Annotated in this window: 21 protein-coding genes; 11 read left to right on the top strand and 10 right to left on the bottom strand. The window is 44.7% G+C overall.

The features are described from left to right. Nucleotides 1-37 precede the first annotated feature (37 nt). The gene (gene aspS, locus Q0230_RS00995; RefSeq protein WP_298607244.1) at nucleotides 38-1,816 is read right to left on the bottom strand and encodes an aspartate--tRNA ligase; all 1,779 of its coding nucleotides are present in this window, start codon (nucleotides 1,814-1,816) and stop codon (nucleotides 38-40) included. Between the two features lie 442 nt (nucleotides 1,817-2,258). On the opposite strand from aspS, the gene Q0230_RS00990 reads away from it, so the two are divergent. The 8 genes from Q0230_RS00990 (at nucleotide 2,259) to Q0230_RS00955 (ending at nucleotide 10,736) form a co-directional block, all read left to right on the top strand. Next, nucleotides 2,259-2,990 (top strand): hypothetical protein, encoded by a 732-nt coding sequence (locus tag Q0230_RS00990; RefSeq protein WP_298607243.1) that lies wholly within the window; start codon nucleotides 2,259-2,261, stop codon nucleotides 2,988-2,990. Between the two features lie 409 nt (nucleotides 2,991-3,399). Next, complete coding sequence (locus tag Q0230_RS00985; RefSeq protein ID WP_298607241.1) at nucleotides 3,400-4,716, top strand: sugar ABC transporter substrate-binding protein; 1,317 nt, start codon at nucleotides 3,400-3,402, stop codon at nucleotides 4,714-4,716. Between the two features lie 128 nt (nucleotides 4,717-4,844). Continuing rightward, nucleotides 4,845-5,723 carry a carbohydrate ABC transporter permease gene (locus tag Q0230_RS00980; RefSeq protein ID WP_298607239.1) on the top strand — a complete coding sequence of 293 codons (879 nt, stop codon included), beginning with the start codon at nucleotides 4,845-4,847 and terminating at the stop codon, nucleotides 5,721-5,723. A gap of 4 nt (nucleotides 5,724-5,727) precedes the next feature. After that, the gene (locus tag Q0230_RS00975; protein WP_298607237.1) at nucleotides 5,728-6,561 is read left to right on the top strand and encodes a carbohydrate ABC transporter permease; all 834 of its coding nucleotides are present in this window, start codon (nucleotides 5,728-5,730) and stop codon (nucleotides 6,559-6,561) included. A 15-nt stretch (nucleotides 6,562-6,576) separates the two neighbouring features. Then, nucleotides 6,577-7,611, top strand: a complete 1,035-nt coding sequence (locus Q0230_RS00970; protein WP_298607235.1) for an ABC transporter ATP-binding protein — start codon at nucleotides 6,577-6,579, stop codon at nucleotides 7,609-7,611. After that, nucleotides 7,608-9,002: a D-arabinitol 4-dehydrogenase gene (dalD, locus tag Q0230_RS00965; protein ID WP_298607233.1), complete on the top strand. Its 1,395-nt coding sequence runs from the start codon at nucleotides 7,608-7,610 to the stop codon at nucleotides 9,000-9,002. The genes Q0230_RS00970 and dalD overlap by 4 nt, the downstream gene beginning before the upstream one ends. Next, on the top strand, nucleotides 8,999-9,784 hold the full coding sequence (locus tag Q0230_RS00960) for an L-iditol 2-dehydrogenase (protein ID WP_298607231.1): 786 nt from the start codon (nucleotides 8,999-9,001) through the stop codon (nucleotides 9,782-9,784). Before dalD ends, Q0230_RS00960 begins: the two co-directional genes overlap by 4 nt. Before the next feature lie 25 nt (nucleotides 9,785-9,809). Further along, nucleotides 9,810-10,736, top strand: a complete 927-nt coding sequence (locus Q0230_RS00955; RefSeq protein ID WP_298607229.1) for an AraC family transcriptional regulator — start codon at nucleotides 9,810-9,812, stop codon at nucleotides 10,734-10,736. 57 nt (nucleotides 10,737-10,793) lie between these two features. On the opposite strand, the gene dsbD is transcribed toward Q0230_RS00955, so the two are convergent. Then, nucleotides 10,794-12,704: a protein-disulfide reductase DsbD gene (gene dsbD / locus Q0230_RS00950; protein WP_298607226.1), complete on the bottom strand. Its 1,911-nt coding sequence runs from the start codon at nucleotides 12,702-12,704 to the stop codon at nucleotides 10,794-10,796. 242 nt (nucleotides 12,705-12,946) lie between these two features. On the opposite strand from dsbD, the gene Q0230_RS00945 reads away from it, so the two are divergent. Then, entirely contained in the window at nucleotides 12,947-14,122 is a 1,176-nt protein-coding gene (locus Q0230_RS00945; RefSeq protein WP_298607223.1) for a low temperature requirement protein A, read from the top strand. A 26-nt stretch (nucleotides 14,123-14,148) separates the two neighbouring features. Here Q0230_RS00945 and Q0230_RS00940 read toward each other — a convergent pair whose 3' ends face one another. The 8 genes from Q0230_RS00940 to Q0230_RS00905 all read right to left on the bottom strand — a co-directional run bounded on the left by Q0230_RS00940 (nucleotide 14,149) and on the right by Q0230_RS00905 (nucleotide 21,899). Beyond that, nucleotides 14,149-14,847, bottom strand: coding sequence for a hypothetical protein (locus tag Q0230_RS00940; RefSeq protein WP_298607221.1), 699 nt, complete (start codon nucleotides 14,845-14,847; stop codon nucleotides 14,149-14,151). Between the two features lie 125 nt (nucleotides 14,848-14,972). Next, the gene (locus tag Q0230_RS00935; protein ID WP_298607219.1) at nucleotides 14,973-17,798 is read right to left on the bottom strand and encodes a valine--tRNA ligase; all 2,826 of its coding nucleotides are present in this window, start codon (nucleotides 17,796-17,798) and stop codon (nucleotides 14,973-14,975) included. 61 nt (nucleotides 17,799-17,859) lie between these two features. Next, nucleotides 17,860-18,189, bottom strand: a complete 330-nt coding sequence (locus Q0230_RS00930) for a hypothetical protein (RefSeq protein WP_298607217.1) — start codon at nucleotides 18,187-18,189, stop codon at nucleotides 17,860-17,862. A gap of 45 nt (nucleotides 18,190-18,234) precedes the next feature. Next, the gene (locus Q0230_RS00925; RefSeq protein WP_298607215.1) at nucleotides 18,235-18,657 is read right to left on the bottom strand and encodes a DNA polymerase III subunit chi; all 423 of its coding nucleotides are present in this window, start codon (nucleotides 18,655-18,657) and stop codon (nucleotides 18,235-18,237) included. After that, on the bottom strand, nucleotides 18,658-20,142 hold the full coding sequence (locus tag Q0230_RS00920; protein WP_298607212.1) for a leucyl aminopeptidase: 1,485 nt from the start codon (nucleotides 20,140-20,142) through the stop codon (nucleotides 18,658-18,660). Between the two features lie 158 nt (nucleotides 20,143-20,300). Then, nucleotides 20,301-20,741 carry an RDD family protein gene (locus Q0230_RS00915; RefSeq protein WP_298607210.1) on the bottom strand — a complete coding sequence of 147 codons (441 nt, stop codon included), beginning with the start codon at nucleotides 20,739-20,741 and terminating at the stop codon, nucleotides 20,301-20,303. A gap of 68 nt (nucleotides 20,742-20,809) precedes the next feature. Next, nucleotides 20,810-21,535 (bottom strand): LrgB family protein, encoded by a 726-nt coding sequence (locus Q0230_RS00910; RefSeq protein WP_298607208.1) that lies wholly within the window; start codon nucleotides 21,533-21,535, stop codon nucleotides 20,810-20,812. Then, nucleotides 21,522-21,899: a CidA/LrgA family protein gene (locus Q0230_RS00905; RefSeq protein ID WP_298607205.1), complete on the bottom strand. Its 378-nt coding sequence runs from the start codon at nucleotides 21,897-21,899 to the stop codon at nucleotides 21,522-21,524. The genes Q0230_RS00910 and Q0230_RS00905 overlap by 14 nt, the downstream gene beginning before the upstream one ends. A gap of 175 nt (nucleotides 21,900-22,074) precedes the next feature. On the opposite strand from Q0230_RS00905, the gene murJ reads away from it, so the two are divergent. Continuing rightward, nucleotides 22,075-23,631, top strand: coding sequence for a murein biosynthesis integral membrane protein MurJ (gene murJ / locus Q0230_RS00900; protein ID WP_298607203.1), 1,557 nt, complete (start codon nucleotides 22,075-22,077; stop codon nucleotides 23,629-23,631). Between the two features lie 91 nt (nucleotides 23,632-23,722). Continuing rightward, a complete protein-coding gene (locus Q0230_RS00895; protein ID WP_298607201.1) occupies nucleotides 23,723-25,312 on the top strand; it encodes a DUF945 family protein in 1,590 nt (529 codons plus the stop codon). The last annotated feature ends 9 nt before the right edge of the window (nucleotides 25,313-25,321 follow it).

Here is a 25,321-nt window from a genome sequence, read left to right as displayed (position 1 = left end):
CATTTAGGTGGCTTTTTGTGTCTTAAGATCGAGCTACTTAAGCACCATCTTTCTCAGGCAACTTCACCCGAATATTCAGCTCACGTAGTTGGCGCAGTCCGACAGGGGCTGGTGCATCAGTCAATGGGCAAGCGGCTGTTTGCGTTTTCGGGAAAGCCATCACGTCGCGAATCGATTGGCTGCCCGTCATCAGCATGATTAAACGATCTAAACCGAAAGCTAAGCCGCCGTGTGGAGGGCAGCCGTATTTGAGGGCATTGAGCAGGAAACCGAATTTTTCTTCGGCTTCTTCTTTGCTGATACCCAATAAGCTAAAGACTGCGCTTTGCATTTCGGGGCGATGGATCCGCACTGAGCCGCCACCGACTTCCGTGCCATTCAAGACCATATCATAAGCAATCGACAGTGCTTTACCCGGATTAGCTGCTAACTCTTCAGGTGAACACTTAGGGGCGGTAAAGGGGTGATGTAAAGCGACCCAGCGTTTGTCTTTGTCATCGTATTCAAACATCGGGAAGTCAACAACCCACAAAGCCGCCCATTCCGAAGTGAGTAATTTACGGTCGTGACCTAATTTAATCCGTAAGGCACCAATCGCGTCATTTACCACTTTGGCTTTGTCTGCACCGAAGAAAATCAAATCGCCAGTTTGTGCGCCAGTACGCTCTAAAATGCCTTTTACCACCTCTTCGGGGAGGAATTTCAGAATCGGTGATTGTAAGCCTTCTAAGCCAGCCGCAAGATCATTGATTTTGATATAAGCCAAGCCTTTCGCGCCATAACGGCCTACGAAAGCGGTGTAATCGTCGATTTCTTTACGGCTTAGATCGCCACCATTGGGTAAGCGTAATGCAACGATACGGCTATCAGGATCTTTCGCAGGTGCTGCGAATACTTTGAATTCTACCGCTTGCATCAGATCACTGACTTCGACAAATTCGAGCGGAATACGCATATCCGGTTTGTCAGAACCGAAGCGGAACATGGCTTCTTCATAGGTCATGTGCGGGAATTGCGCAGGCAGCTCGACACTTAGCAAGCTTTTAAACATGCTACGAATCATTTCCTCCACCATACCCATGATCTGGTCTTGGGTCATAAAGGAGGTTTCGATATCAAGCTGGGTAAATTCAGGCTGACGGTCGGCACGTAAATCTTCATCACGGAAGCAGCGCGCAAATTGGAAATAGCGATCCATGCCCGACATCATCAGCAATTGCTTAAACAATTGGGGGGATTGCGGCAGGGCAAAGAATGAACCCGGATGAGTGCGGCTTGGTACTAAGTAATCGCGCGCCCCTTCAGGTGTGGCTTTAGTGAGCATCGGCGTTTCAATATCGAGAAAGCCATTTTCTTCCAAGTAACGACGCATAAAGCCCGTGGCTTTGGCACGTAATTGCAAACGTTGCTGCATTTCTGGACGGCGCAAATCAATATAGCGATAAGTTAAACGCTTTTCTTCGCCAACGCCGGTTTCATCTAATTGGAAAGGTGGCGTTTCCGCAGCGTTCAACACGGTCAGCTCTAAACCTAAGACCTCAACTTGACCACTGCGTAAATTATCATTGGTCGTACCAGCAGGGCGGTTACGCACGCGACCTTTCACTTGTAAGACATATTCATTTCGGACGCGCTCAGCCGTGGCAAACACCTCTGCCCGATCAGGATCGAAAACAACTTGTACCAGTCCTTCGCGGTCGCGCAGGTCAATGAAAATGACCCCACCGTGATCACGCCGCCGGTTGACCCAACCACAGAGAGTAATTTTCTGATCTAGCAAGGATTCATCAACCTGCCCGCAATAATGACTACGCATAATTATTATTCCTGAAATCTGATATGTCTTAGCAAAGGCCGAAATGTTAAGCCCTGACAGGATTCTGCGCAAGCAAGAAAGCGGCCTAAGCACTTGAGATACTCTAACTGAATAATGAGTCTCAGCAATTTCAACTAATAACTATTCAATACGTCTAGGTAGCTTTCCATTACTATCTGGCAGGGTTTTACTGCCTCGTATGATAAGCAAAGCTTAAGCAATACCGTAAAAGATAAACAGGGCTGCCACGGACAAGAAATGAACAAGATCGTCCATAGTTAAATAACTTTAATGCCGCAATGTCAATCAACTGAATTAATTTCGTCGATATTGGTATTAGCAGGATTTTAGGTGCTTTCGTCTAGTTAATAGCCGACTGACAAAGCTTAGCTTAGCTAGTATAAAGCGCATCGAGTGTTAATACTTTAATGAAGGCATGCTGATGAAATTCTTGAAGCGCAGCTTATGGGCGAGCTTGATAGCCTCTATTTGTTTTTCCTCCACGGTGCTAGCGACAAGTTCACTAGAACTCACTCTAGCTTTGAACGAACCTGTCACGAGTGATTTAATTGCTAAAACTTTAAAAGCTACGCAAACAGCTGCCATTAATACCAATAGCAATTTGTTTGTCCAAGAAGCCACAGCTTTAATGGCTCAGCTTGAATACACGCCCTCTTTAGAGCGCCGCCAAACTAACTTAAGTGAATTGGCTGAGCAGCGCCAAGTTAAAAATTTGGAAGGGGCTAAAGATTTAGAGGAGTTACTGAGTTCAACCCAGATTATTGATGCAGTTCAGCAAACGATTGAGCCTTTTGGCTTGAAAATCAATAATATTGCAGATGCTTATACTTTATGGTGGATTACTGCTTGGCAAGCTTCCGAGGGCAGCACTAGCTATGTTGATAAACAAACTGCACAAGCGGTTAAACAACAAGCAGTAAAAATTTGGTTAGCGAATCCCAAGCTTGCACAAGCAACTGATACAAATAAACAGGCCTTGGCAGAGGCTTTATTAATTCAAGCCTTATTGACTCAAGCCGCTATGAATCGTGCAGGACAAGATCAAACTAGCCAACAAGCCGTACAAGCAGCGGTACGGGAAGGTGCTGCAGCCAGTGGTTTAGCTTTAGAGCAAATGCAATTAACTGAACAAGGTTTTGTCCTTAAACCTTGATTGGATCTTTCAAATCTAGCTGAGTAGATACTGATTTACTCAGCTTTACGACCTTATTTTTTATTTAATACAGCTCTACTAGTACTGGCTTGCTTCCAGATCCAATTTTGGTGAATTTAATAACCTAAATTGATACTTTTTTGCTGCACTGCAAACTAAGTAATTTAGATTTTTCGATGATTTTATATTAGAAATAATAGTTTCATGCGAAATTATAAGGGTTTTTTCTATAAAAAATGCAATAAAGTATCTGATCTAATCGAATTGGTATATTCCTTTCTAAATAGCTAATGCTACTCTATTTCGCAAGAGAGAGGGGGAAGGCGGATAAAATCTGCAATAAAATACCATTCTCTCCTCAAGCTAGTTATTTGCGGGCAGTTAGCCCATCCATTGGAGGAGATGAGAGATGAAATTAAATCGTATGTTAGCTGCTATTGCGGGCAGCCTCGTTCTGTGTGCAGCAGCTACTACTCAAGCAGCGACCGAATTAGTCATCGCTACCGTCAACAACGGCCACATGATCGAAATGCAAAAACTCAGCAAGCATTTCGAAGAAGCGAATCCTGATATTAAACTCAAATGGGTAACCCTCGAAGAAGGCGTATTACGTCAACGTGTGACTACTGATGTGGCTACTAAAGGTGGTCAATTTGATGTGATGACCATCGGTATGTATGAAACACCGATTTGGGGGAAGAAAGGTTGGCTGAAAGAGCTGAAATTCGATGACAGCTACAAAGTTGATGATTTGTTACCAGCCATGCGTGATGGTCTTTCTTCTGAAGGCAAATTGTATGCAGCCCCCTTCTATGGCGAAAGCTCGATGCTGATGTACCGTGCTGATTTAGTCAAAGAAGCTGGGATGGACATGCCAGCGAATCCCACTTGGGAGCATGTTGCTCAAGTCGCTGCCAAAATTCATAACCCAGACAAAGGTGTTTATGGTATCTGCTTACGTGGTAAGCCAGGTTGGGGCGATAATATGGCCTTCTTAACCACCTTAGTGAACACTTATGGTGGTCAGTGGTTCAATATGGAGTGGAAGCCACAGTTAGAAAGTCAACCTTGGAAAGATGCGATCAATTTCTATGTTGATTTGTTAACCAAATACGGCCCTCCTGGTTCAGCGAACAATAGCTTCAATGAAATTTTAGCTTTATACAATGAAGGCAAATGCGGTATGTGGGTAGATGCCACGATTGCAGCATCTTTCATTTCTGATCCTAAGCAAAGTAAAGTGGCTGACAAGGTTGCCTTTGCTCAAGCACCTACTGCAAAAACGCCAAAAGGTGCTAACTGGTTATGGGCTTGGGCTTTAGCGATTCCAGAGTCTTCTACTAAATCCGCAGAAGCACAAAAGTTCATTCAATGGGCAACTTCTCAAGACTATGTCAATTTAGTCGGTAAAGAAGTAGGTTGGGGCAATGTGCCAACCGGTACACGTCAATCCACTTATGACAACGCTGATTTTAAAGCCGCTGCTAAATTTGCGGATGCTGAATTAGCTGCAATTAAAAGTGCGAATCCACATGATTCGACTTTAGAAAAATCGCCTTATACGGGTGTACAGTTCGCTGCTATTCCTGAGTTCCAATCCATTGGTGTCACAGTGGGTCAGCAAATGAGTTCAGCTTTAGCAGGTAAGGAAACGGTTGATGCTGCACTGAAAACCAGTCAAGAAGCTGCTGATCGTGAAATGCGTAAGGCAGGTTACTACAAGTAACTACTAGGTTCCTCCAAGTCGGGTAGCAAAGCACCACTGTTGCCCTTTAAGTGCCGCCATTTTTCTGCTGGTAAGTCCAAATGGCGGCCTTTCTTACATGATAGCTAACACCACAGACAGGTCTCGTTATGGCAGAACATACACGTGCAGGTTCTCGGTCGTTACCCCGCCTTTTGATGTCGCCCGCAGTGATAACTTTGTTTCTGTGGATGATTGTGCCGCTGGTGATGACTATTTATTTTTCTGTAATGCGCTACAACTTAATGCAGCCAGATCAAACTGGCTTCGTTGGTTTAGAGAATTACAGCTATTTTTTAACTGATCCCGATTTTTGGCCATCTATTTGGAACACCTTAATTCTATTAGGTAGCGTCGTATTCATCACTGTTGGGCTAGGTTTAGCCATCGCCCTGTTAATTAATGATCCATTCCCGGGGCAAGGGGTAGTACGTATCCTGTTAATTTCTCCATTTTTCGTCATGCCGGCTGTGAATGCTTTATTGTGGAAGCACATGATGATGAATCCTGTCTATGGAGTCTTAGCACAGATATGGACCTTCTTTGGCTTACAGCCGATTGATTGGCTCGCTGATTATCCCTTGTTTTCCATCATCATTATGGTGAGTTGGCAATGGCTACCCTTTGCTTGTTTGATCTTCATGACTGCTTTGCAATCGATGGATCGTGAGCAATTAGAAGCGGCTGGGATGGATGGCGCGACTTATCTACAAAAACTTTGGTATTTGTATATGCCGCACATGGGACGATCCATTTCGGTGGTTATTATGATTGAAGTGATCTTCTTATTAAGCATCTTCGCTGAAATTTATACCACTACTAGCGGCGGCCCCGGTAATGCTAGCACCAACTTAGCCTTCCTGATCTTTAAGCAAGCCCGTTTAAGCTTTGATATTGGGGTTGCTTCAGCAGGTGCCTTACTTGCGGTAGTACTCGCCAATATTGTGGCGGTATTTTTGATTCGTATGATCGGCAAGAACTTGGACTAAGACTATGCAATCTTCACCTAACTCTAGCTCTACCCAACTGATTGTTCGTACCATTGCAGCTTGGACTGTGGCTTTAATCTTATTTTTCCCACTGTTATTTTTAGCGGTTACTGCGTTTAAGACCGAAGGGCAAGCAATAGCAGTGCCGTCTTTGTGGATTTTCACACCGACTTTAGAAAACTTCCATGAAGTACAAGCACGTAGTGATTATTTTACTTATGCTTGGAACTCAATCGTTACTAGTGTGGTGTCGACTATTTTAGGCCTACTGATTGCTGCACCCGCAGCGTATAGCATGGCCTTTAGTCCCACCAAACGCACCAAAGATATTCTGATGTGGATGCTATCCACCAAAATGATGCCAGCAGTAGGTGCTCTGGCACCCATCTATGTGCTTTATCAGTACACACACTTATTGGATACCAAGTTTGGGCTGATTATTCTGTTCACAATGAGTAACTTGCCGATTATGGTATGGATGCTGTACTCCCATTTAAAAGATATTCCGCATGAAATTCTAGAAGCTTCCAGAATGGATGGTGCTAACTTATGGGATGAATTCCGCTATGTATTATTACCTTTAGGAATGGGTGGCCTAGCGTCCACCGGCCTATTGTGCTTGGTCTTAGCTTGGAATGAAGCTTTCTGGGCATTGAGTTTAGGGGCGGCACAAGCAGGTACTTTGGCTACCTTGGTTGCTTCTTACTCCAGCCCTGAAGGTCTGTTCTGGGCGAAATTATCCGCTGCTTCATTAATGGCGATTGCCCCGATTATTGTCTTCGGTTGGTTCAGTCAAAAGCAGTTAGTACAAGGCTTGACCTTTGGCGCAGTGAAATAAAGGAAGGAATAGATTATGGGATTTTTAGACTTAAAAGGTGTTGAGAAGTTTTACGGCAAACTCCGTGCGATCAAAGGTGTGGATTTAACGATTGAAAAAGGTGAGTTCATTGTCTTTGTCGGACCTTCTGGCTGCGGTAAATCCACGCTGTTGCGCATGATTGCAGGCTTGGAAACCATTAATGGCGGCAAACTGATGTTAGACGGCAAGGATATTACTGATGCGCCTTCCTCACAGCGTGACTTGGCTATGGTCTTCCAATCTTATGCGCTCTATCCACATATGACGGTGGAAGAGAATATGTCCTTCGCGTTGCGCTTAGCAAAGGTCGCACCGGATGTGATTAAGGATAAAGTAACGAAAGCGGCGGATAAGCTTAATCTGACCTCTTATTTACAGCGTACCCCCAAGGCTTTATCAGGTGGTCAGCGTCAACGGGTAGCGATTGGGCGTGCGATTGTCCGCCAGCCAAAAGTGTTCTTATTCGATGAGCCTTTATCCAACTTAGACGCTGCTTTACGGGGTCAAACTCGCGTAGAAATCGCTAAATTACACCGTGAATTAGGTGCAACGACGATTTATGTTACCCATGATCAGGTAGAGGCAATGACCTTAGCGGATCGGGTGGTAGTGTTGCGTGATGGCATGATCGAGCAAGTCGGTACGCCACTGGAGCTATATGATAGCCCGGCGAATCGTTTTGTGGCGCAATTCATCGGTATGCCACAAATGAATGTTTTGCCAGCGAGTATGTTCCCGAAAGCAGGCGGTGCACACGAGATTGGTGTACGCCCTGAGCATTTAACTATTGTGGCTGCGAACGAGGGGCAACTGCGGGGTACTGTGGAGTTGATCGAAGCGCTGGGCAATGAAACCTTGATTCATGTGAATTTAGGCAGCGCGATGATTATTGTACGTCAATATGAGCGCACCCGTTCACAACTGGGTGAGCAAGTGGGTGTGCAGTTTGACTCTGTGCATTTGCACCGTTTTGACAAAGATGGCAAGGCGATTGCTAGCCTGAATCAATTTTCAGGAGTTGCAGCATGAGCGCCGCTATTTTAACTCAACTGCATTTAGGTTTAGGCTCTTTCCATCGCGCCCATCAAGCGGTGTATATGCAAGCTTTGCACGATCAAGGCGATCAAACTTGGCGTATTGTTGGAGGCAATTTGCGCCCCGATATGCTCGAAACGGTAGCGGCACTGCAAGCCAGTCACGGGGCTTATACTTTAGAAACGGTGAATACCGCTGGTGAGCGTTTTTATCAGTCTATTAGCTCGATTCAAGAGGTGATTAGCTGGGATAAAGACTTGAGTGGTTTAGTTAAGATCGCCTCAGACCCTAATACTCGCATTATATCCTTTACTGTGACCGAAGCAGGCTATTATCTGGATGCGCACAATCACTTAGATGAAGGCTTTGCGGATTTGCGTTCTGATTTAGAGGGGAAAACCTGTTCGACTATTTATGGCGCTTTAAGCAAACTTTTGCATGCACGGATGCAAGCAGGGGCAGGTAAAGTCACCTTGCTCAATTGCGATAATCTACGCAGTAATGGTGAACGTTTCTTTGGTGGCTTAAAACAATTTTTAGGCAAACGTGACGATCAAGCTTTATTAGCTTGGGTGTCTGCGAATACGACCGCGCCTAACTCAATGGTGGATCGTATTACTCCACGCCCTACTGCCGAGATTCGTGAGCGTGTTAAAGCCGCTACCGGCCGCGATGATCCAGCCGCTTTAATGGGTGAAACCTTTATTCAATGGGTGGTAGAGGATCATTTCGCTAACGGTCGACCTGCATGGGAAAAGGTTGGCGTGGAGATGGTTGAGGACGTGATGCCCTATGAGGAGGCGAAGATTCGTCTGCTGAATGCGCCTCACAGTTGTATTGCATGGGCTGGTACTTTGCGCGGTTATCAATATATTCACGAGGGCACGCTCGACCCTGAAATTCGCCAAATGGCTTGTGATTATGTCACCGATGATGTCATTCCTTGCCTTGAGGATACCGCTAAGCCTTATCCGCTGGATTTACCTAAATATCGGGATGTGGTGCTAGATCGGTTTAGTAATCCGAATATTCTGGATACCAATCAACGGGTGGCAATGGATGGCTATTCGAAGATTCCGGGGTTTATTCAGCCGACTTTACGGGAGGCTTTGGGCGCGAATCGGAGTATTGATGCGGTCGCAATGCTGCCTGCACTGTTTTTGCGCTTCTTACAGCGTCAACAACGTGGTGAAATTCCCTTCAAATACGAAGACCAAGCGATGGCTCCAGCCAGTGCTCAAGCGATTTGCTCTTCTAGCGACCCTATTGCGGCCTTTGCGGCTGAACCTGTGTTGTTTGGGCCGATAGCGGGTGATGAGCGCTTGGTAATAGCCTTACGCAAAGCAGTACAACGTGTGGACGAGTTTGTGAGTAAACATTCATGAGCCTACAACGTCTCCAAGATAAACACGCGCTCATCACGGGCGCGAATGGTGGCATTGGTTTAGCAGTCACTGAGGCTTTCTTGAAAGAGGGTGCAGTTTGTACTGCGATTGATTTGGCCGCTGAGCCAAGTGCTGAGCTGAAGGCTTTAATGCACAACTTCAGCCGCTTGCAATATCATAGCTTGAATGTGGTAGATACGGCTGCAGTTAAAGCGTTGGTAACGCAAGCGAATCAGCGGTTAGGCACGATTAATGTCTTATTTAATAATGCAGCGATTTTCGATATGGCTCCCTTATTGGAGTCTAATGAAGCCATGTATGACAAGATCTTTGCAGTGAATGTCAAGGGCATGTTCTTTGTCATGCAAGCGGTGTTGCAGGGGTTAGTGGAGGCCGGCCAAACGGGCAGCATTATTAATCTTGCTTCGCAAGCTGGGCGGCGGGGTGAGGGTTTAGTGTCCCATTATTGTGCTTCTAAAGCCGCTGTGATTAGTTATACCCAATCAGCTGCTTTGGCAATGGCTCCACATGGCATTCGCGTCAATGGCATTTCCCCCGGAGTCATTGATACGCCGATGTGGGGGCATGTTGATGGCCTATTTGCTAAATATGAAGGCCTACAGCCCGGTGAAAAGAAAATTGCAGTCGGTAAAGCGGTACCTTTAGGGCGGATGGGAGTGCCACAAGACATTGCCGGAGCAGCGGTATTTTTAGCAAGTGATGAATCAGCGTATATTACAGCACAGACGCTTAATGTTGATGGCGGCAATGTGATGTCGTAGAGAGTGGAGTGGGTAGGAGAGAATTATGGGTAGTCTAGCTCGACAAAAAATTTCGCCACGCTCACCAGAGCTTGAGCGTGATTTTCAGCGCGATCCGGTCTTGGGTTATGAACCTGAGGGTTCGTATGGCTATATCCGTTGCCTTGAGCATGGAGCACCCAACCCCTTGATTCGCTGGCATTATCACGAAGAATATGAGCTACATCTCATCGTCGAAACGACCGGCAAAGTTTTTGTTGGTGATTATATTGGACGCTTTGAGCCAGGGCATTTAGTGTTGACTGGGCCACGTTTGCCGCATAACTGGATTTCGAGTGAGCTACCCGCAGAAGGCGTGCGCGTACGTGATTTAGTCCTGCAATTTTCTGATGAGCCACTGCGTCAAGCTAGTGAACATTTATCCGAGTTGCGTGAAGCGCTACCGCTTTTAGAGCGGGCTAAGCATGGCATTGAGTTCATGGGCTTAAGCGAACAAGCTTATGAAAGTATTGTAAAAATTCGCCAATCCTCCGGCTTGCAGCGTTTCAGTGAGTTTGTGGCTTTATTGAGCTTACTAGCGCGCCACCATGACTATCGCTTGCTCTCCAATGTGCAGTTACAAAGCTTTGAGGACGATGCTTCCTTACGCCAAATCAGCGAAGTCGTAGATTATATTACGGCGAATTACTCGAATCAGTTTGCTCTGATCGATATTGCTAAACGAGTCAGTATGAGTGAAAGCCGGTTTTCACGGTATTTCCGCCGTGCTACGGGGAATACCTTCACCGACTTTGTGAATCGCCTACGGGTCAATCGTGCCTGCCAATTATTGATGGAAACCGATCAATATGTGAGTACGATTTGCTATAACGTGGGCTTCAATAATATCGCTAATTTCAATCGGCGTTTTATGGAGCTAAAAGGCATGACACCCAGTGATTTTCGCCGCCAAGGTGAAGCGCGTTATGGTTAAAGCTTAAAAGCTGTAAATGGCTTACAGCTTTGTTATTTCGCTTTGCTAAGTAATCGATTACGGCGCTTGAATTTGACTGACATGCTTCGCAAATGGCTCAGCGCGCATAAAACCTACCACTCGCAAATTTTTACGCTCTTGGCCGCTGGTGTCGAAGATAATAATCCCTGGTGGCCCATACAAATTAAATTGCTTTAAAAGTTCACGATGGGCTTTAGTGGTAGCAGATAAATCCGCGCGTAACAATACAAAGTTTTGCAAGGCCGTTCGTACTATTGGATCAGTGAAAGTATATTTATCCATTTCACGGCAACTCACACACCAATCAGCATAGAAATCAAATAAGACTGGCTTCCCTTTAGCCTCTGCTAAAGCTTGATTAAGTTCGGTAGGGCTATTTATTGGGCGGAAAATCAATTCATTCGCTTGTTCGCCACTAAAGACACCTTTTAAAGGTTGTATTAGGCTCGTACTACCCGCAGCAGCGCCAATAGCGACTAAGCTGCCATGCAGTAAAAATAAGACCGCTAAACCTTTCCACAAGGTACGCCAACCTGTGCTATTCGCAGGCAAGGGCGAGAGTGCACCCATATAGACTGCAGAGATAATAATCAGTGCCGCCCATAAGAACATACTGACCATTTCAGGCAGAATACGCTCTAGCAAAGTGAGTGCTACGCCTAGCAACATCACCCCGAAAATAGCTTTAACACTTTCCATCCATGCACCAGCACGTGGTAAAAATTTACCGGCTGAAGTGCCAATAATCAGAAGGGGAATGCCCATCCCCATACTGAGTGTAAATAAAGCAGCACCGCCTAACAGTGCATCGCCGCTTTGCCCGATATAAATTAAAGCACCCGCCAAAGGAGCAGCCACACAAGGGCCAACAATTAAAGCAGAGAGCATGCCCATAATCGCAACCCCGATTAAGTTGCCACCCGTTTGTTTATTGCTTAACTCGGTTAAGCGTTGCTGGAAGGCAGCAGGCATTTGTAGCTCATAAAAGCCAAACATGGATAAAGCAAGTAAGACAAAAACAGCGCTAAAAACTCCTAAAATCCAAGGATTTTGAAACAGGATTTGTAAGTTGCTACCAAATAAACCGGCTAAAACACCGGCTAAGGTATAAGTTGCAGCCATTGCAAGTACATAAGTTAAGGACAACAAAAAAGCACCGCGCGTACTTAGATTTTTTTGCCCAGCAATAATACCTGACAAGATCGGAATCATCGGGAAAATACACGGCGTAAAGGCTAGCAATAAGCCAAACCCCAAAAAGGTCAGTAAAGTCAAAGCCCAGTTGCCATAAGCCAGCGTATCTGCAATCTGTTCTTGCTCGGATTTAATGACTGCAGGTGGTAAATTGGTGGGGGTTGCTTGGCTGGGGTTAGCGACTGTACCGGTTGCAGGCGGCTCGCTAGGTTCGAGAATAAAGCCTTGTGCAAGCTGAGCAGGGTCGCTAGGAATATTAGCACTGTAGTATTTTAATTCGGGCGGATAACAAACCCCTAAATCACTGTCGCAGCCTTGCCAGCCCACTTCAACTTGTAAATTGCCACTAGTTTTTCCATTTAGATCAATCGGTAATTTCAAATCAGCTGAATGGTGAATGACATGTACATTACCAAAAAACTCATCTTGTTTAAGTTCTCCAGCAGGTAGTTGTAGTTCACCCACTTTCAAGTCAGGGGTTAAGACCCGAACTTTGAATTTTTCTTTGTATAAATAAAATTTCGCCTCTGGCAAGTCCCAACGTAAGAGCAACTGTTTGCCATCATAGAGCGGCGGAGTAAGTGCAAACGCTTGTTCCGGTGGCAGAGGGTCACCTTGTTGAGCGGTTTCTTGATTGGCCGTATTGGTATCAAAGGGAAATAATTTGCTGGCTGCTTGGGTATTCGTGCACAGCAGGACTAAGACTATTAAGCCTAGAATACGCATCCATACCTGCAACACTGACTGTTTCAAAGCTCTAGCCCTCTAGCTAATCATTATTTTACAGAGATTAAATGCAGTATATATAAACTGCCGTTGTTTTAGATGAACTGGTATCCGCGCATAATAGCATGCTTTCCGAAAGCTGTGGTTTAAGGAATGGTAAGGGGGAGTAGTAGGTTTAAGGGAAAGCGTATGTATGATCAGGTGAAATTTATGGTAGTTTTTGTACCCATAATTCTTGAACTTATTACAAATTTCAGAAGGCAAAGATAATGATGAGATCACTCTTTAATATGACGGGGCGTTCGCCAGATCAGCATCACCGTGCTTCGACTCCTCTTGAGTTGTTTTTTGATTTGGTTTTTGTAGTGGCAGTGGCTTCAGCGGCAGCACAATTACATCACGGGTTTATTGCGAATCACGCATTGGAAGCTTCCATCAGTTTCATCATGGTATTTTTTGCTATCTGGTGGGCATGGATGGGCTTTACATGGTTTGCCTCGGCATTTGATGTAGATGACGCCCCTTATCGAATTTTGGTATTTGTTCAGATGTTTGGTTCGCTAGTCATCGCATCAGGCGTGCCAGATGTGTTTGAGGAGCATAGTCTGAAACGAATTACCATTGGTTATTCTATTATGCGTTTGGGGCTAGTGGGATTATGGTTGCGTACTTATTATTCACAGCCAGTCAATTCGCATTTACGCACCAATGCCCTGCGTAATGTTATTGGCATTTTATTGTGCCAAATCGGCTGGTTAAGTCTTTTAGCGCTACCTTATACGCCGATTTGGGTGTTTTTTATTATGGTAGCCTTAGAGTTATCGGTTCCGGTTTGGGCGCAAAGTGCAGGGCGTACTCCTTGGCATCCTGAACATATTGCCGAACGCTATAGTTTATTAACTTTGATTGTATTGGGCGAGTCAGTTTTATCCTTATCCTTAGCTTTACAAGCGACCGAAAGTTTTAGCGATATAAGCCTGCAACGTGGTTTATTTATGTTGGCCGGTTTAGCTATTTTATTCTGTTTGTGGTGGCTTTATTTTAATGAGCCTGTGCATGACCTATTAAAAGAAAATAAAAATATCGCTTTTGCATGGGGTTATGGGCACTATGTGATTTTCTTTTCAGCCGCTGCTGTGGGTGCTGCTTTAGCGGCTACTGTAGATATATTAGATGGCAAGGCTAGTTTAAATGACACTCTATTAGGTTTGATTCTGACCATTCCCCTAGCCTTTTACCTGCTTGGCTTATGGTATTGTCATGAGCAACATCGCATGCAGACACCTCAGCAAAAAATGGCTTATCCCATCGCAGCTATTCTCTTATTATTAAGTAGTGTTTTGCCACAAACTATGTTGTGGTGTACGGTAATTTTAATTGGTTTATTGATTTGGCGAGTGAGGTTGAATCATAAAACAGTGGTTTCAAACAGCCATATTGTCTAAAAAAACCGGTGCAAGGGATCTAGTCTTTAATTGATCTTAGCGGCCTTTTTATATTTTTGGCAGGCTTGGTCTCTGGCTCTCTCGTCACTAGCACTTTCCGATATTTTCGCTTTGAAAATTAGGTCATTGCAGCTTGTGCGTAATCTTTGAACTTTATCAGTATTATCAGCTTGGCTACGCGAGATTTGTGCAATTGTAGGTTTAAAATCAATTGCAGCTTGGCAATACATGCGTTTCAACTGCTGATTGCGTGGGTGTGTATTGGGTAGTTCATTGCACATAGTTTGAAATAACGCTTTAGCCGCTTGGGTACATTCTGAAAATTGCATGGCGTTGAGTTGGGCTTGAATACAGACTGATTGATGTTTGATTTTCCACACTTGATACTGAAAGGTAATATGCTGCTCATTAAATTGGGTATCAATACTTTGTAATTCAGTTCCCATAATATCTAATAAATCTTGTTGTATAGGGGCTGTGATGGTTTTAAGTGATTGATCTACCGCAAGCTGCAGGTCATTACGTGGATAGATACTGGTATTTTCCTGTTGATGTTGATTCAGGAGAGCTACATTGGAGCTAAGCTCCGCTTGAGGTAAGCTAGATTTTGCTGGTAGTGTATTAGCGGTCGATACAGTATTTAAGGGTGGCGGTGATGTAGTATGAAAATTTTTATCTTCGCAGCCCGCTAATAAAACGAAAGTAAGTAAGAAGTAGCGCTTCATAAATTATCTTATAGTTTTCTATGAGAGCTAATCTTACAGAAAGCGATAAATTAAGCTCTAATAAAAGTGCTAAGCGGCTGTGATAAAGTAGGGCGACTTAAAAAAATCGCCCTAATTAAATAGAGTTACAAACTCCTCATCTTCTCCAATTGCCCCTGCAATTGCTCTAGGGCTACGCGTTGTTCTTCAGCTTGCTTTTTTGCTGTTTCAATCACTTCCGGTTTGGCTTTTTCCACAAAGGCTGGGTTATTTAAACGCGATTCCACACCAGCTAAATTCTTTTCGATTTTTTCAATTTCTTTCGTCAAACGTGCAATTTCAGCATCTTTATCAATCAAACCCGCTAAAGGAATCAGAATCTGCATTTCACCCACTAAAGCAGTAGCTGATTCAGGTGCAGTTGCATCCTTGGACAACCAAGTCACATTGCCCACTTTGGCGAGGCTTTGAATTTCTTTTTCGGTATTCGCGTATTGTGCTTTGTCTGATTCACTCCAGTGTTGCAGCAGAATATCCAACACTTGTCCGGGTTTAATATCCATTTCAGAGCGAATGCGGCGAATACCCATAATGAAGGTTTTGAGCCATTCAATTTCAGCCAGTGCCTCATTATCAATCTTACTTTGATCGTTAGTAGGCCAAGTTTCCAGCATAAGCGTAGGGCCAGTTTTACCCGCCAAACCCTTGATACTTTGCCAAATTTCTTCAGTAATGAAAGGCATAATAGGGTGGAGCATGCGCAAAGTGACTTCTAAAACGCTGACTAAAGTTTGGCGTGTGCCACGTTTTGCGGCTTCATTGTTATTATTTTTGCTCAAAACTGGCTTGGTGAGTTCCAAATACCAGTCACAATATTCATACCAAGTGAATTCATACAAGGCTTGCGCGGCCAAATCAAAACGATAATTGTCGAAGTGATCTTTTACTTCACTGGCAACAGTTTGCAGTTTACCAATAATCCAACGATCCGAGCTTGAGAGTTCAGTTGGCAAGCTGGCATCTAAACCCGTATCTTGGTCTTCACACTGCATCAAGACATAACGCGCTGCATTCCAGAGCTTATTACAGAAGTTACGATAGCCTTCCAAGCGCTGTAAATCGAAGCGAATATCCCGCCCAGCCGTGGCAAAAGAAGCAAAGGTAAAACGTAGGGCATCAGTTCCATGAGCTTCAATCCCATCAGGGAATTGTTTGCGTGTAGCCTTTTCAATTTTGGCCGCGTCCTTAGGATTCATCAGACCAGTAGTGCGTTTTTTCACCAAGGTTTCCAGATCAACCCCATCAATCAGATCCAAAGGATCCAGCACATTGCCCTTGGATTTGGACATTTTTTGGCCTTCAGAGTCTCGCACCAAACCATGAATATAAACATCGTGGAACGGGACTTCCCCCATGAACTTTTTGCCCATGATAATCATGCGCGCGACCCAGAAGAAAATAATGTCAAAGCCTGTGACTAAAGTGCTAGTGGGGTAGAAGGCTTTTAAAGCAGGATCGTCGCTATTTGGCCAGCCTAAAGTGGAGAAAGGCCAGAGTGCTGAGGAGAACCAAGTATCTAACACATCTTCATCTTGGCGTAATTCAAGATCAGCCGCTAAATGATACTTGCTGCGTACTTCGGCTTCATTGCGCCCCACATAAATATTCCCTGCCTGATCATACCAAGCTGGGATTTGATGTCCCCACCAAAGTTGGCGCGAAATACACCAATCTTCCAGATTATTCATCCACTGGTTATAAGTATTGATCCAGTTATTGGGAATGAAACGTACTTGCCCATTGGCCACCACATCAATCGCAGGTTGTGCCAAAGCTGCTTTTCCACCCAAACGATCATCCGGCAGTGTGTCGCGTGTTAAGTCGATATACCATTGATCGGTGAGATACGGCTCAATCACCGTGCCAGAGCGGTCACCGCGCGGCACCATGAGTTTATGTTCTTTAATTTCCGCCAATAAGCCTAAAGCATCCAAATCGGCCACGATTTGCTTGCGTGCTGCGTAACGCTCTAAGCCGCGATATTTATCTGGCGCGACTTCATTAATATGCGCGTCTTTGGTGAAAATATTAATCAGCTCAAGATTATGGCGTTTGCCGACTTGATAGTCATTGAAATCATGGGCAGGGGTGATTTTAACGCAGCCCGTGCCTTTTTCGGGGTCAGCGTATTCGTCGCCCACAATCGGAATTAAGCGTCCTACTAAAGGCAGTACGACTTGCTTGCCGATCAGATGCTTATAACGCTCATCCTCAGGATGTACCGCGACCGCGCTATCACCTAGCATGGTTTCGGGGCGCGTGGTGGCAACGATTAAGTAGTCCGTTGTGGCTTGACCCTTCGCATCCGCAATAGGGTAACGGAAATGCCACATCGAGCCATTTTCTTCCTCAGAAATAACTTCCAAATCCGAAACGGCGGTATGTAACACGGGGTCCCAGTTGACTAAGCGTTTGCCGCGATAAATCAAACCTTCTTCGTGTAAACGCACGAAGACTTCAACCACAGCCTTGGATAAGTTCGCATCCATCGTGAAGCGTTCGCGGCTCCAATCAGGAGAAGTACCTAAACGGCGTAATTGGCGGTTAATGGTATCGCCAGATTCGCCTTTCCATTCCCAAATTCTCTCGATAAAGGCAGCGCGGCCAAAATCATGGCGTGTTTTACCTTCAGCATTGACGCGGCGCTCAACCACCATTTGCGTGGCAATCCCTGCGTGATCCGTACCGGGTTGATACAAAGTATTATTACCCTGCATCCGATGATAGCGCGTGAGAATATCAATCACGGTTTGATTGAAGCCGTGCCCCATATGCAAAGTGCCGGTGACATTCGGCGGGGGGATCATGATGCAGAACGGCTGACCTACGCCACTGGGCTTAAAATAGCCCTGTTGCTCCCATTGTTGGTAGAGGCGTTGCTCGATTGCTTGAGGTTGGTAGGTCTTATCCATGTCCGCTCTTTTATCAAAAATACTGAAAAGAGCGGATTATAACGCGATTAGGAGAAAATTTTTACTTTAACATCGAAGACAATTCGCGCAGTAATTCTTGGCGACGTTGATCCATTTCTTGTTCATAACTTTGATTCAGGTTTAACACATTGTCGCTATCCTGTTGCTCAGAGCGAATCGCATGAGCACGGGCTAAACCAGTATATTCATCCTGGCCTGTCGCCGATTGTAGCTCTTCGATCCGTTGTTTTAAGCGACGCTCAAAGTGTTTTTGGTATTCTGCATTCGTGCCTGCTTTCGCGCGCTTAATCACTTCACTGTCGCCGGGGCGCACTAAGTCGGTTATCACTGGAATGCGTATGGTGCTTTCTAAATCTTGTCTGCTACTCATCTCGTATGCCAATAGTATTTTTTATGCAAGCAGTCTCTCTGATCATCACAACTGATGATAGTCTAGATTATAGCCTTGCTTGCGATAAATTTGGTAACGTTTGCGACCAGCGACTAAAATAGTTTCTTCCTGATCCAGCACTTCGGCCATACGCTCAAAGCGTTCAAGGAAGCTCGGTATCTCGTTGGAAAGATTAATCAAAAACTCACAAGGTTCTGGCGGTTCGTTATCATGCCCAATTAAGACTTTTAAGCCTTGTTCGGTGTTGGGTGTGATGGCATGGGGGATAAAGCTTAAATCGCTATAAGTCCAGAGTAACTCATCCATGCGAGTACTGGTGGTGAGATGATCGGTATGAATATAGATGTGTAGGTCTTGGGCGAGTGCTTTTTCCACCAACTTACAGGCCAGCAGTAGCCGTGCCTGTAAATTACTGGATTGCCCAACGTAAAAAGCGATGCGCGTCAATTATTGCGCCCGATTAATCAGCCATTGGCATAACAAGGGTACAGGGCGTCCGGTTGAACCTTTGGCGGCACCACTTTTCCATGCTGTACCAGCAATATCCAAATGTACCCAAGGATAGCTTTCGGTGAAGCGCGCCAAAAAGCAAGCCGCTGTAATCGTTCCAGCAGGTGGGCCACCAATATTCGCCATATCGGCAAAATTACTTTTCAACTGATCTTGATATTTTTCACCCATCGGTAAACGCCAAGCCTCATCATTCGCTTGTTTACCAGCAGCTAAGACTTCATTCGCTAGCTCATCATTATTACTGAGTAAGCCAGAAATATGATGACCTAAAGCGGTAATACAAGCGCCGGTTAAAGTCGCAATGTCAATCACCGCTTTAGGCTGATAGCGCTCTACATAAGTCAGAGCATCACACAATACTAAGCGACCTTCCGCGTCGGTATTCAGGATTTCGATGGTTTTACCGGCCATACTGGTGACAATATCACCGGGCTTACTGGCTTTACCGCTGGGCATATTTTCAGCCGCAGCTAAGACGCCAATGACATTAATCGGTAATTGCATAGCCACACAAGCGGCGAAAGTCCCTAAGACGCTCGCTGCACCTGTCATATCAAATTTCATCTCATCCATTGCAGCACCTGGTTTGAGTGAAATCCCACCGGTATCAAAGGTAATGCCTTTGCCTACAAGTGCAACCGGTGCATCTTCAGCTTGGCCTCCTTTATAGTGTAGGATAATCATCTTGCCCGGTTCTTCACTGCCTTTGGAGACTGAGAGGAAAGAACCCATTCCCAATTCAGCCATATGGGCTTCTTCGAGAACTTCTACTTCAAGATTTGCTTGTGAGTGACCTAATTTAAGTGCCGTTTTGGCCAAATAGGTCGGCGTACATTGATTACCCGGGCTATTAGCGAGATCACGGCAAAGCTTCATACCTTCAGCAATCGCAGCGCCCTGGCGGGTTGCTATCTCTAAATTAGCTTCAGTATGATGAGCAAAAATCCAATTTTCCAAGTTCGGAGCTGGAATATCTTCTTTATTGCTTTTGAAGTCATTAAAGCTATAAAACGTATCAGCCACTGCAACCACTGATTGGCGAACCGCATTTTCGGCTATTTCTTGAGCCGCTTCATCAGTTAAGAAGGAAACAACTTGATGGGTCTTAGTTGCTTTTAAACTGGCTGCAGCCAGATGAGTGGCTTGAACCAGCGTGTCTACATTGAGCTTGTCGCGTTCACCCAAACCTACTAATAAAACACGCTTAGCAGCCACACCAGGTAGTTGATATAACATACTAAAGCGTTGTTTATCACCTGAAAAATCACCTAATTCTAAGTGCTCCGTGATAGCACCTGAGCTAGCCGTGTTTAATTCTTGAGCTGCAGCTGACAGTTCATTCGATTTATAAATACCGACCACTACGCAATCTGCATTGACCTGTGCGGCTTGCGCATGGGTCTGAAATTGATAATTCATGCCGAATCCTTACGGTTTCTTTATTCTAAGTTAAGGGTCTATGAAAAAATTAAAGCAGGTGTAGTATAACGCTAATTAAGTCTAGGACGTGTAGTACCTCTATTTGGGTATTATTAACAGTTTTAATGCTTAAAAAATTAACTGGTTGCTTGTTAAGCTTAACGAGCTGTGCGTACTAAATAAGTGCGTGAAAATCGATCATGCCAAGTGAGTTTGTGCGGATCAAAAATAGCAATCCAATAACCTACTCCGAGCGCCATCCAGCTCAATAAAGCACCAACATAACGAAAAAAGGCATGGGTCCACAAAAAAGGTGAACCATCTTCGGTGATCACTTTAATTTTCCAAGCGCGCATGCCTAAAGTTTGCCCACCATGTGTCCAAAACCAGCCGAATAAACCAAAGGCAATAATCAAATCTAAAATAAATAAAGCATTAGATAGAGGAGAGCCTGGTTGTAACTGAATACCGCTTAAATGCGCAATGCTAGTTGCTATAATGCCACCAAGAATAGCGGTAGTGACGCCGATTAGCAGAGTGTCATAGAAAACAGCGGCCATACGGCGTGGAAAGCTTACAATTTCAGCAGAGACACTCATGTGTGGGTTTCCAAGGCTCAAAAGGTGGGCATCACTTTAGACGCTTCACTTTAATCAGGCAAGTTTTGCTAAAAGGGTAGCCAGCTCACAATCCACGGTAAAAGTAGGGCATTAGCTAAAGCCGCAAGAGCCATTGATAAACCGGCGAAAGCCCCCATTTGTGCAGATAACTGGAAAGCTCTTGAAGTACCAACTCCATGTGAAGTTACTCCTAAAGCCACTCCCATCGCGCGTGCATCGTCGATTTTTAAGGCTTTCAATAAGCTTGGGCCAAATACTGCACCGACAATGCCGGTAGAAACGACTAAGGCCGCAGTAAGTGAAGGTAAGCCTCCAATATGCTCGGCAATACTCATAGCAACGGGTGAGGTCACGGATTTAGGTGCGAGTGATAATAAAGTTGGTTTAGAGGCACCAAATACCTTGCCAATGTAAATAGCAGTCACTGCACCTACCAACACGCCGATCAGTAAAGACAGTAGTAGTGGTAACATGACACGTTTAATCGTTTCTAGCTGCTTATATAAAGGGATAGCTAAAGCGACTGTCGCCGGGCCAAGTAAAAAATGGACAAATTTTGCCCCATCAAAATAATCTTTATACGGAGTTTTAGTGAGTACCAATAAGCTAATCAACATAGCAATAGCGATTGCAACTGGATTGGCGAGTGGTGAAGCATTACAACGTAAGTAAAATCGATGAGCCAATACATAAGCTAGCAGAGTGGCAGTCAAACCTAATAAGGGTGACGTAGAAAGATAAACCCAAATCTCTAAAAGCTCAGTTTGACTCATCGTTTGGCTCTGCTTTAGGTTTAAACCATTTCATCAATTGCTGCATACTTAAACCAATAAGTGCCATGCTGATTAATGTGCTTGCCACTAAAGTAACTAAAATCGGCAGCCATTCTTTAGATAAAGCATCGAAATACAGGATTAGCCCAACACCAGCCGGAATAAACAGCAAAGATAAATGGCTGAGTAAAGCGGCTGAGGCTGTTTCCAAGGCTAGTGGCACCCGTTTATAGAGGAGCAAACTAATGAATAATAAAGTCATACCCAGTACAGGCCCCGGAATAGATAGCTTAAGCCAGCGTACCAGCACTTCGCCAATTAACTGATAAATCAATAAAGCGGTAATTCCATTTAAAAAGGGCATAAAGCAACCCCACCTTCTTAAAAACGGGCAGCTTGCCTGATCTAGTGTTTAGCTGCAATTGTTCATCGATGCGCTTGTGTACCTAGTCACAGAAAAAATCACAGGTTCTGCATGACCTTTGCACAGCTTTGATGCAGAATCAGCGCCTTCAATTGAAAGGACTGGCTGCTATTTTATGAGTCGCTTATTGCGTTCGGGTGCGGTAATTAGCGCGATGACTATGATCTCGCGGGTCTTGGGTTTATTGCGGGATGTAGTGGTCGCGCGCTATTTTCCGGTCGATGGTGCTACGGATGCCTTTTTCGTAGCCTTTAAAATTCCCAATTTATTAAGGCGTTTTTTTGCAGAAGGTGCATTCTCTCTTGCTTTTGTACCGATTCTGGCGGAATACAGAGAAAAACAAAGCCGCGAAGCACTGCAAGATCTGATTGATTATGTCGCCGGTACTCTAGGCTTAATTTTGCTCGTCATTACGTCTTTAGGGATGATTGCCGCACCTTTAGTGGTCGAGATTTTTGCTCCAGGCTTCTCTAAGCAAGCTGATGCTCGTCCTGAGCTGGCTGCAGAGATGCTTAGGATTACTTTCCCGTATATTTTATTTATTTCCCTAGCCGGCTTAGTAGGCGGCATCCTGAATACTTTTAGTAAGTTTGCCATTCCTGCTTTAACCCCTGCTTTGTTGAATGTGGTGATGATTGCTTTTGCTATTTGGGGACCCCCCTATTTTGCTGAGCCTGTGGTGGCTTTGGCTTGGGGGGTGTTCTTTGCTGGGGTAGTGCAGTTCCTGTTTCAAATTCCTGCTTTAATGCGCCTAGGTTTGTTGCCTAAATTTAAAGTACAGCGTGCGCATGAAGGTGTTAAACGTGTAATGCGTTTGATGATTCCAGCCTTGTTTGGCTCTTCGGTTGCACAACTGAATTTAGTCATTAATACGATTATTGCTTCTTATTTGGTGGTGGGGAGTATTTCGTGGCTTTATTATTCTGATCGCTTTGTGGAATTGCCTTTAGCGATCTTTGGGGTGGCTTTGGGTACAGTCATTTTACCCAAACTGTCTAGTGATCATGCCAAAGCAGATGCCAGCCAATTTCGTAGTACTATGGATTGGGCCTTGCGTTTAGCTTTGCTCATTTCAATCCCCGCTACCTTAGGTTTAATGCTCCTAGCTGAGCCAATCTTGGCAGCCGTAATGATGCATGGTGCCTTTAAATGGAGCGATGTGGAAATGTCGGCCTTAAGTTTGATGACCTATTCATTTGGCTTACCAGCATTTATTTTAGTAAAAGTCTTAGCGCCCGGTTTTTATTCGCGCCAAGATACTAAAACACCCGTAAAAATTGGCATTATTTCAATTTTTGCGAATATGGCTTTGAATATACTCATTGTTCTACCTTGGTTTTTTTCTGGTATTGCCGGAGCGCATGCTGGCTTGGCCTTAGCGACGGCTTTAGCAGGCTATGTGAATGCAGGTTTATTGTTCCAGACTCTGTATAAAGAGGGTATTTTTGCCACGCAAGGTGGTTGGCTCAAACATCTACTGCGGATTGCTCTTGCCTCTGTAGTCATGGGGGTAACGGTGTGGTTAGTCTTGCCAGATGCATCTTGGTGGCAGAGTGCAAGTACCAGCCTGCGTTTAAGTGCCTTAGCAGGTTTAATTGGTTTATCGATGGTCAGTTATTTTCTGAGTTTGCGTTTAACCGGTTTATCCTTCCGGCAAATGCTTGGACGTTAATGTTTGAGTGCGCCGCCCTCAGGATCAAAACGAGCTGAATTATTTTCAGCTTAAGTAATTCAATTAATATTAAAAATTCGGAGATTAGTGAATGAAAAAGTTAGGTATTGTTATTGCTGCTTTATTAGCAGCGGGTGGGGCTGCTTGGTTAGGTGCCACTTGGTATATCGGTGGGGAAACTGAAAAGCTTGTACGCGCCCAAATTGAACAAGCGAATAAAGCGAGTGCCGCTCATGGGGTTAGCCAAGAATTGGTCAGCTATGAACGCTCACTTTTCGGTGCACAGGCAGTGACTCGCTTGACGGTTACTGAGCCTGTTACCGGGCAATGGTCTGCGCAGTTTGCTCACAAAATCCAGCATGGTCCGCTCTTATTAGCTAGTGGGCAAGGTATGGGCTTATCGTATTGGCAGTCTCATTTAGATACGGCAAGTTTGCCCGCTGAGTCTAAAGCGTTTGTAGAACAAGCCTATGGTAACAAAGAGGCCTTTGTGGCTACTACCAAAATTGGTTTTGATAATACTATGCATACCACGATGCTAGTTAATCCAATGGAAATGAGCCTTAAAGAAAGTGGTGGCAAATTAAAGTTTGCAGGCGCAACCCTAACAGCAGATATTTCAGCAGCACAAAATGCTGGGCCTTTTAGCCTTAAAACAGACGCACTTGAGGTGCGTGATGCGGATATGACATTTACTGTGCCTAGTATTGAACTGGAGGGTAAAGTAGGTTCAGTGGTCGGTGGTTTAGAAAGTTTTAACCTCAAAGCTCCTAGTATCAGTATCCTCACAGCGGGGAAAACTGAACCTGTCAAATTAGACTTGTCCGCACAATCTACCACTAGTGAGCAAAATGGTAGTATACAAGGAAATGGTTCTTTCCAAATCGCTAATATTCAAGGGGCACCTGAAGTACCTGTTAAACAAGCTGATCTAAAAGTTGACTATGCGGGTTTCAAATTGGACGGCTTAAAAGAGATTCAAGCCTTACAAGCAAAAATGCAAAGCTTGCAAGAGCAAATGAAAGTGGATGAATCAGCTACAGAGTTACCTGAGGGACAAAAGCAACAACAGCAATTAGCGCAAGAAATGCAGCAAACCACTGAGCAATTATTGGATATTATCCTGAATAAAGTGTTGCAAGCTGGCCAATCTAAACTACGTTATGACTTAAGCCTGACTTTAGATAAGGGCAAGGTAAATGGCTTGGCAGATTTGACTTATACAGGGAGTGCTAAACCACTCACCTTGAATGATCTGATGCTGTATGGCCCACAAGATTGGGGACGTTTAGTAAAAGGTAGTTTAAGTTTGGCTGCTGATAAAGCAGTTGTGCCTGAAGAGATGGGGATGATGCTAGCTGCTCCACTTGAGAACAAAACCATAGTGGAAGCGAATAATCAGTATAAACTCGATTTAAAACTATTAGGTGATAAAGCTGAGTTAAATGGTAGTCCTATTGAGTTTGCTGACTTACCTGCAAAGTTTTTCCCACAAATGCCTAGTATGCCGCAAAATACGGCTGCTGATTTAGGTATCCCTGCTGATCTGATGAAGCAAATTCAAGAGCAAGGGATGACGCCGGAAATTATGCAGCAGTTAGAAGAAAGTGATGATGTGCCAAAAGAAACGCTTGAAATGCTCAAGCAATTGCAGCAAATGAATGGGCAAACACCCCAATAAAGGATTTAG

The organism is uncultured Thiothrix sp. (genome assembly GCF_937876535.1).
Classification (GTDB): Bacteria; Pseudomonadota; Gammaproteobacteria; order Thiotrichales; family Thiotrichaceae; genus Thiolinea.
This window is presented reverse-complemented; position numbering and strand designations above follow the sequence as displayed.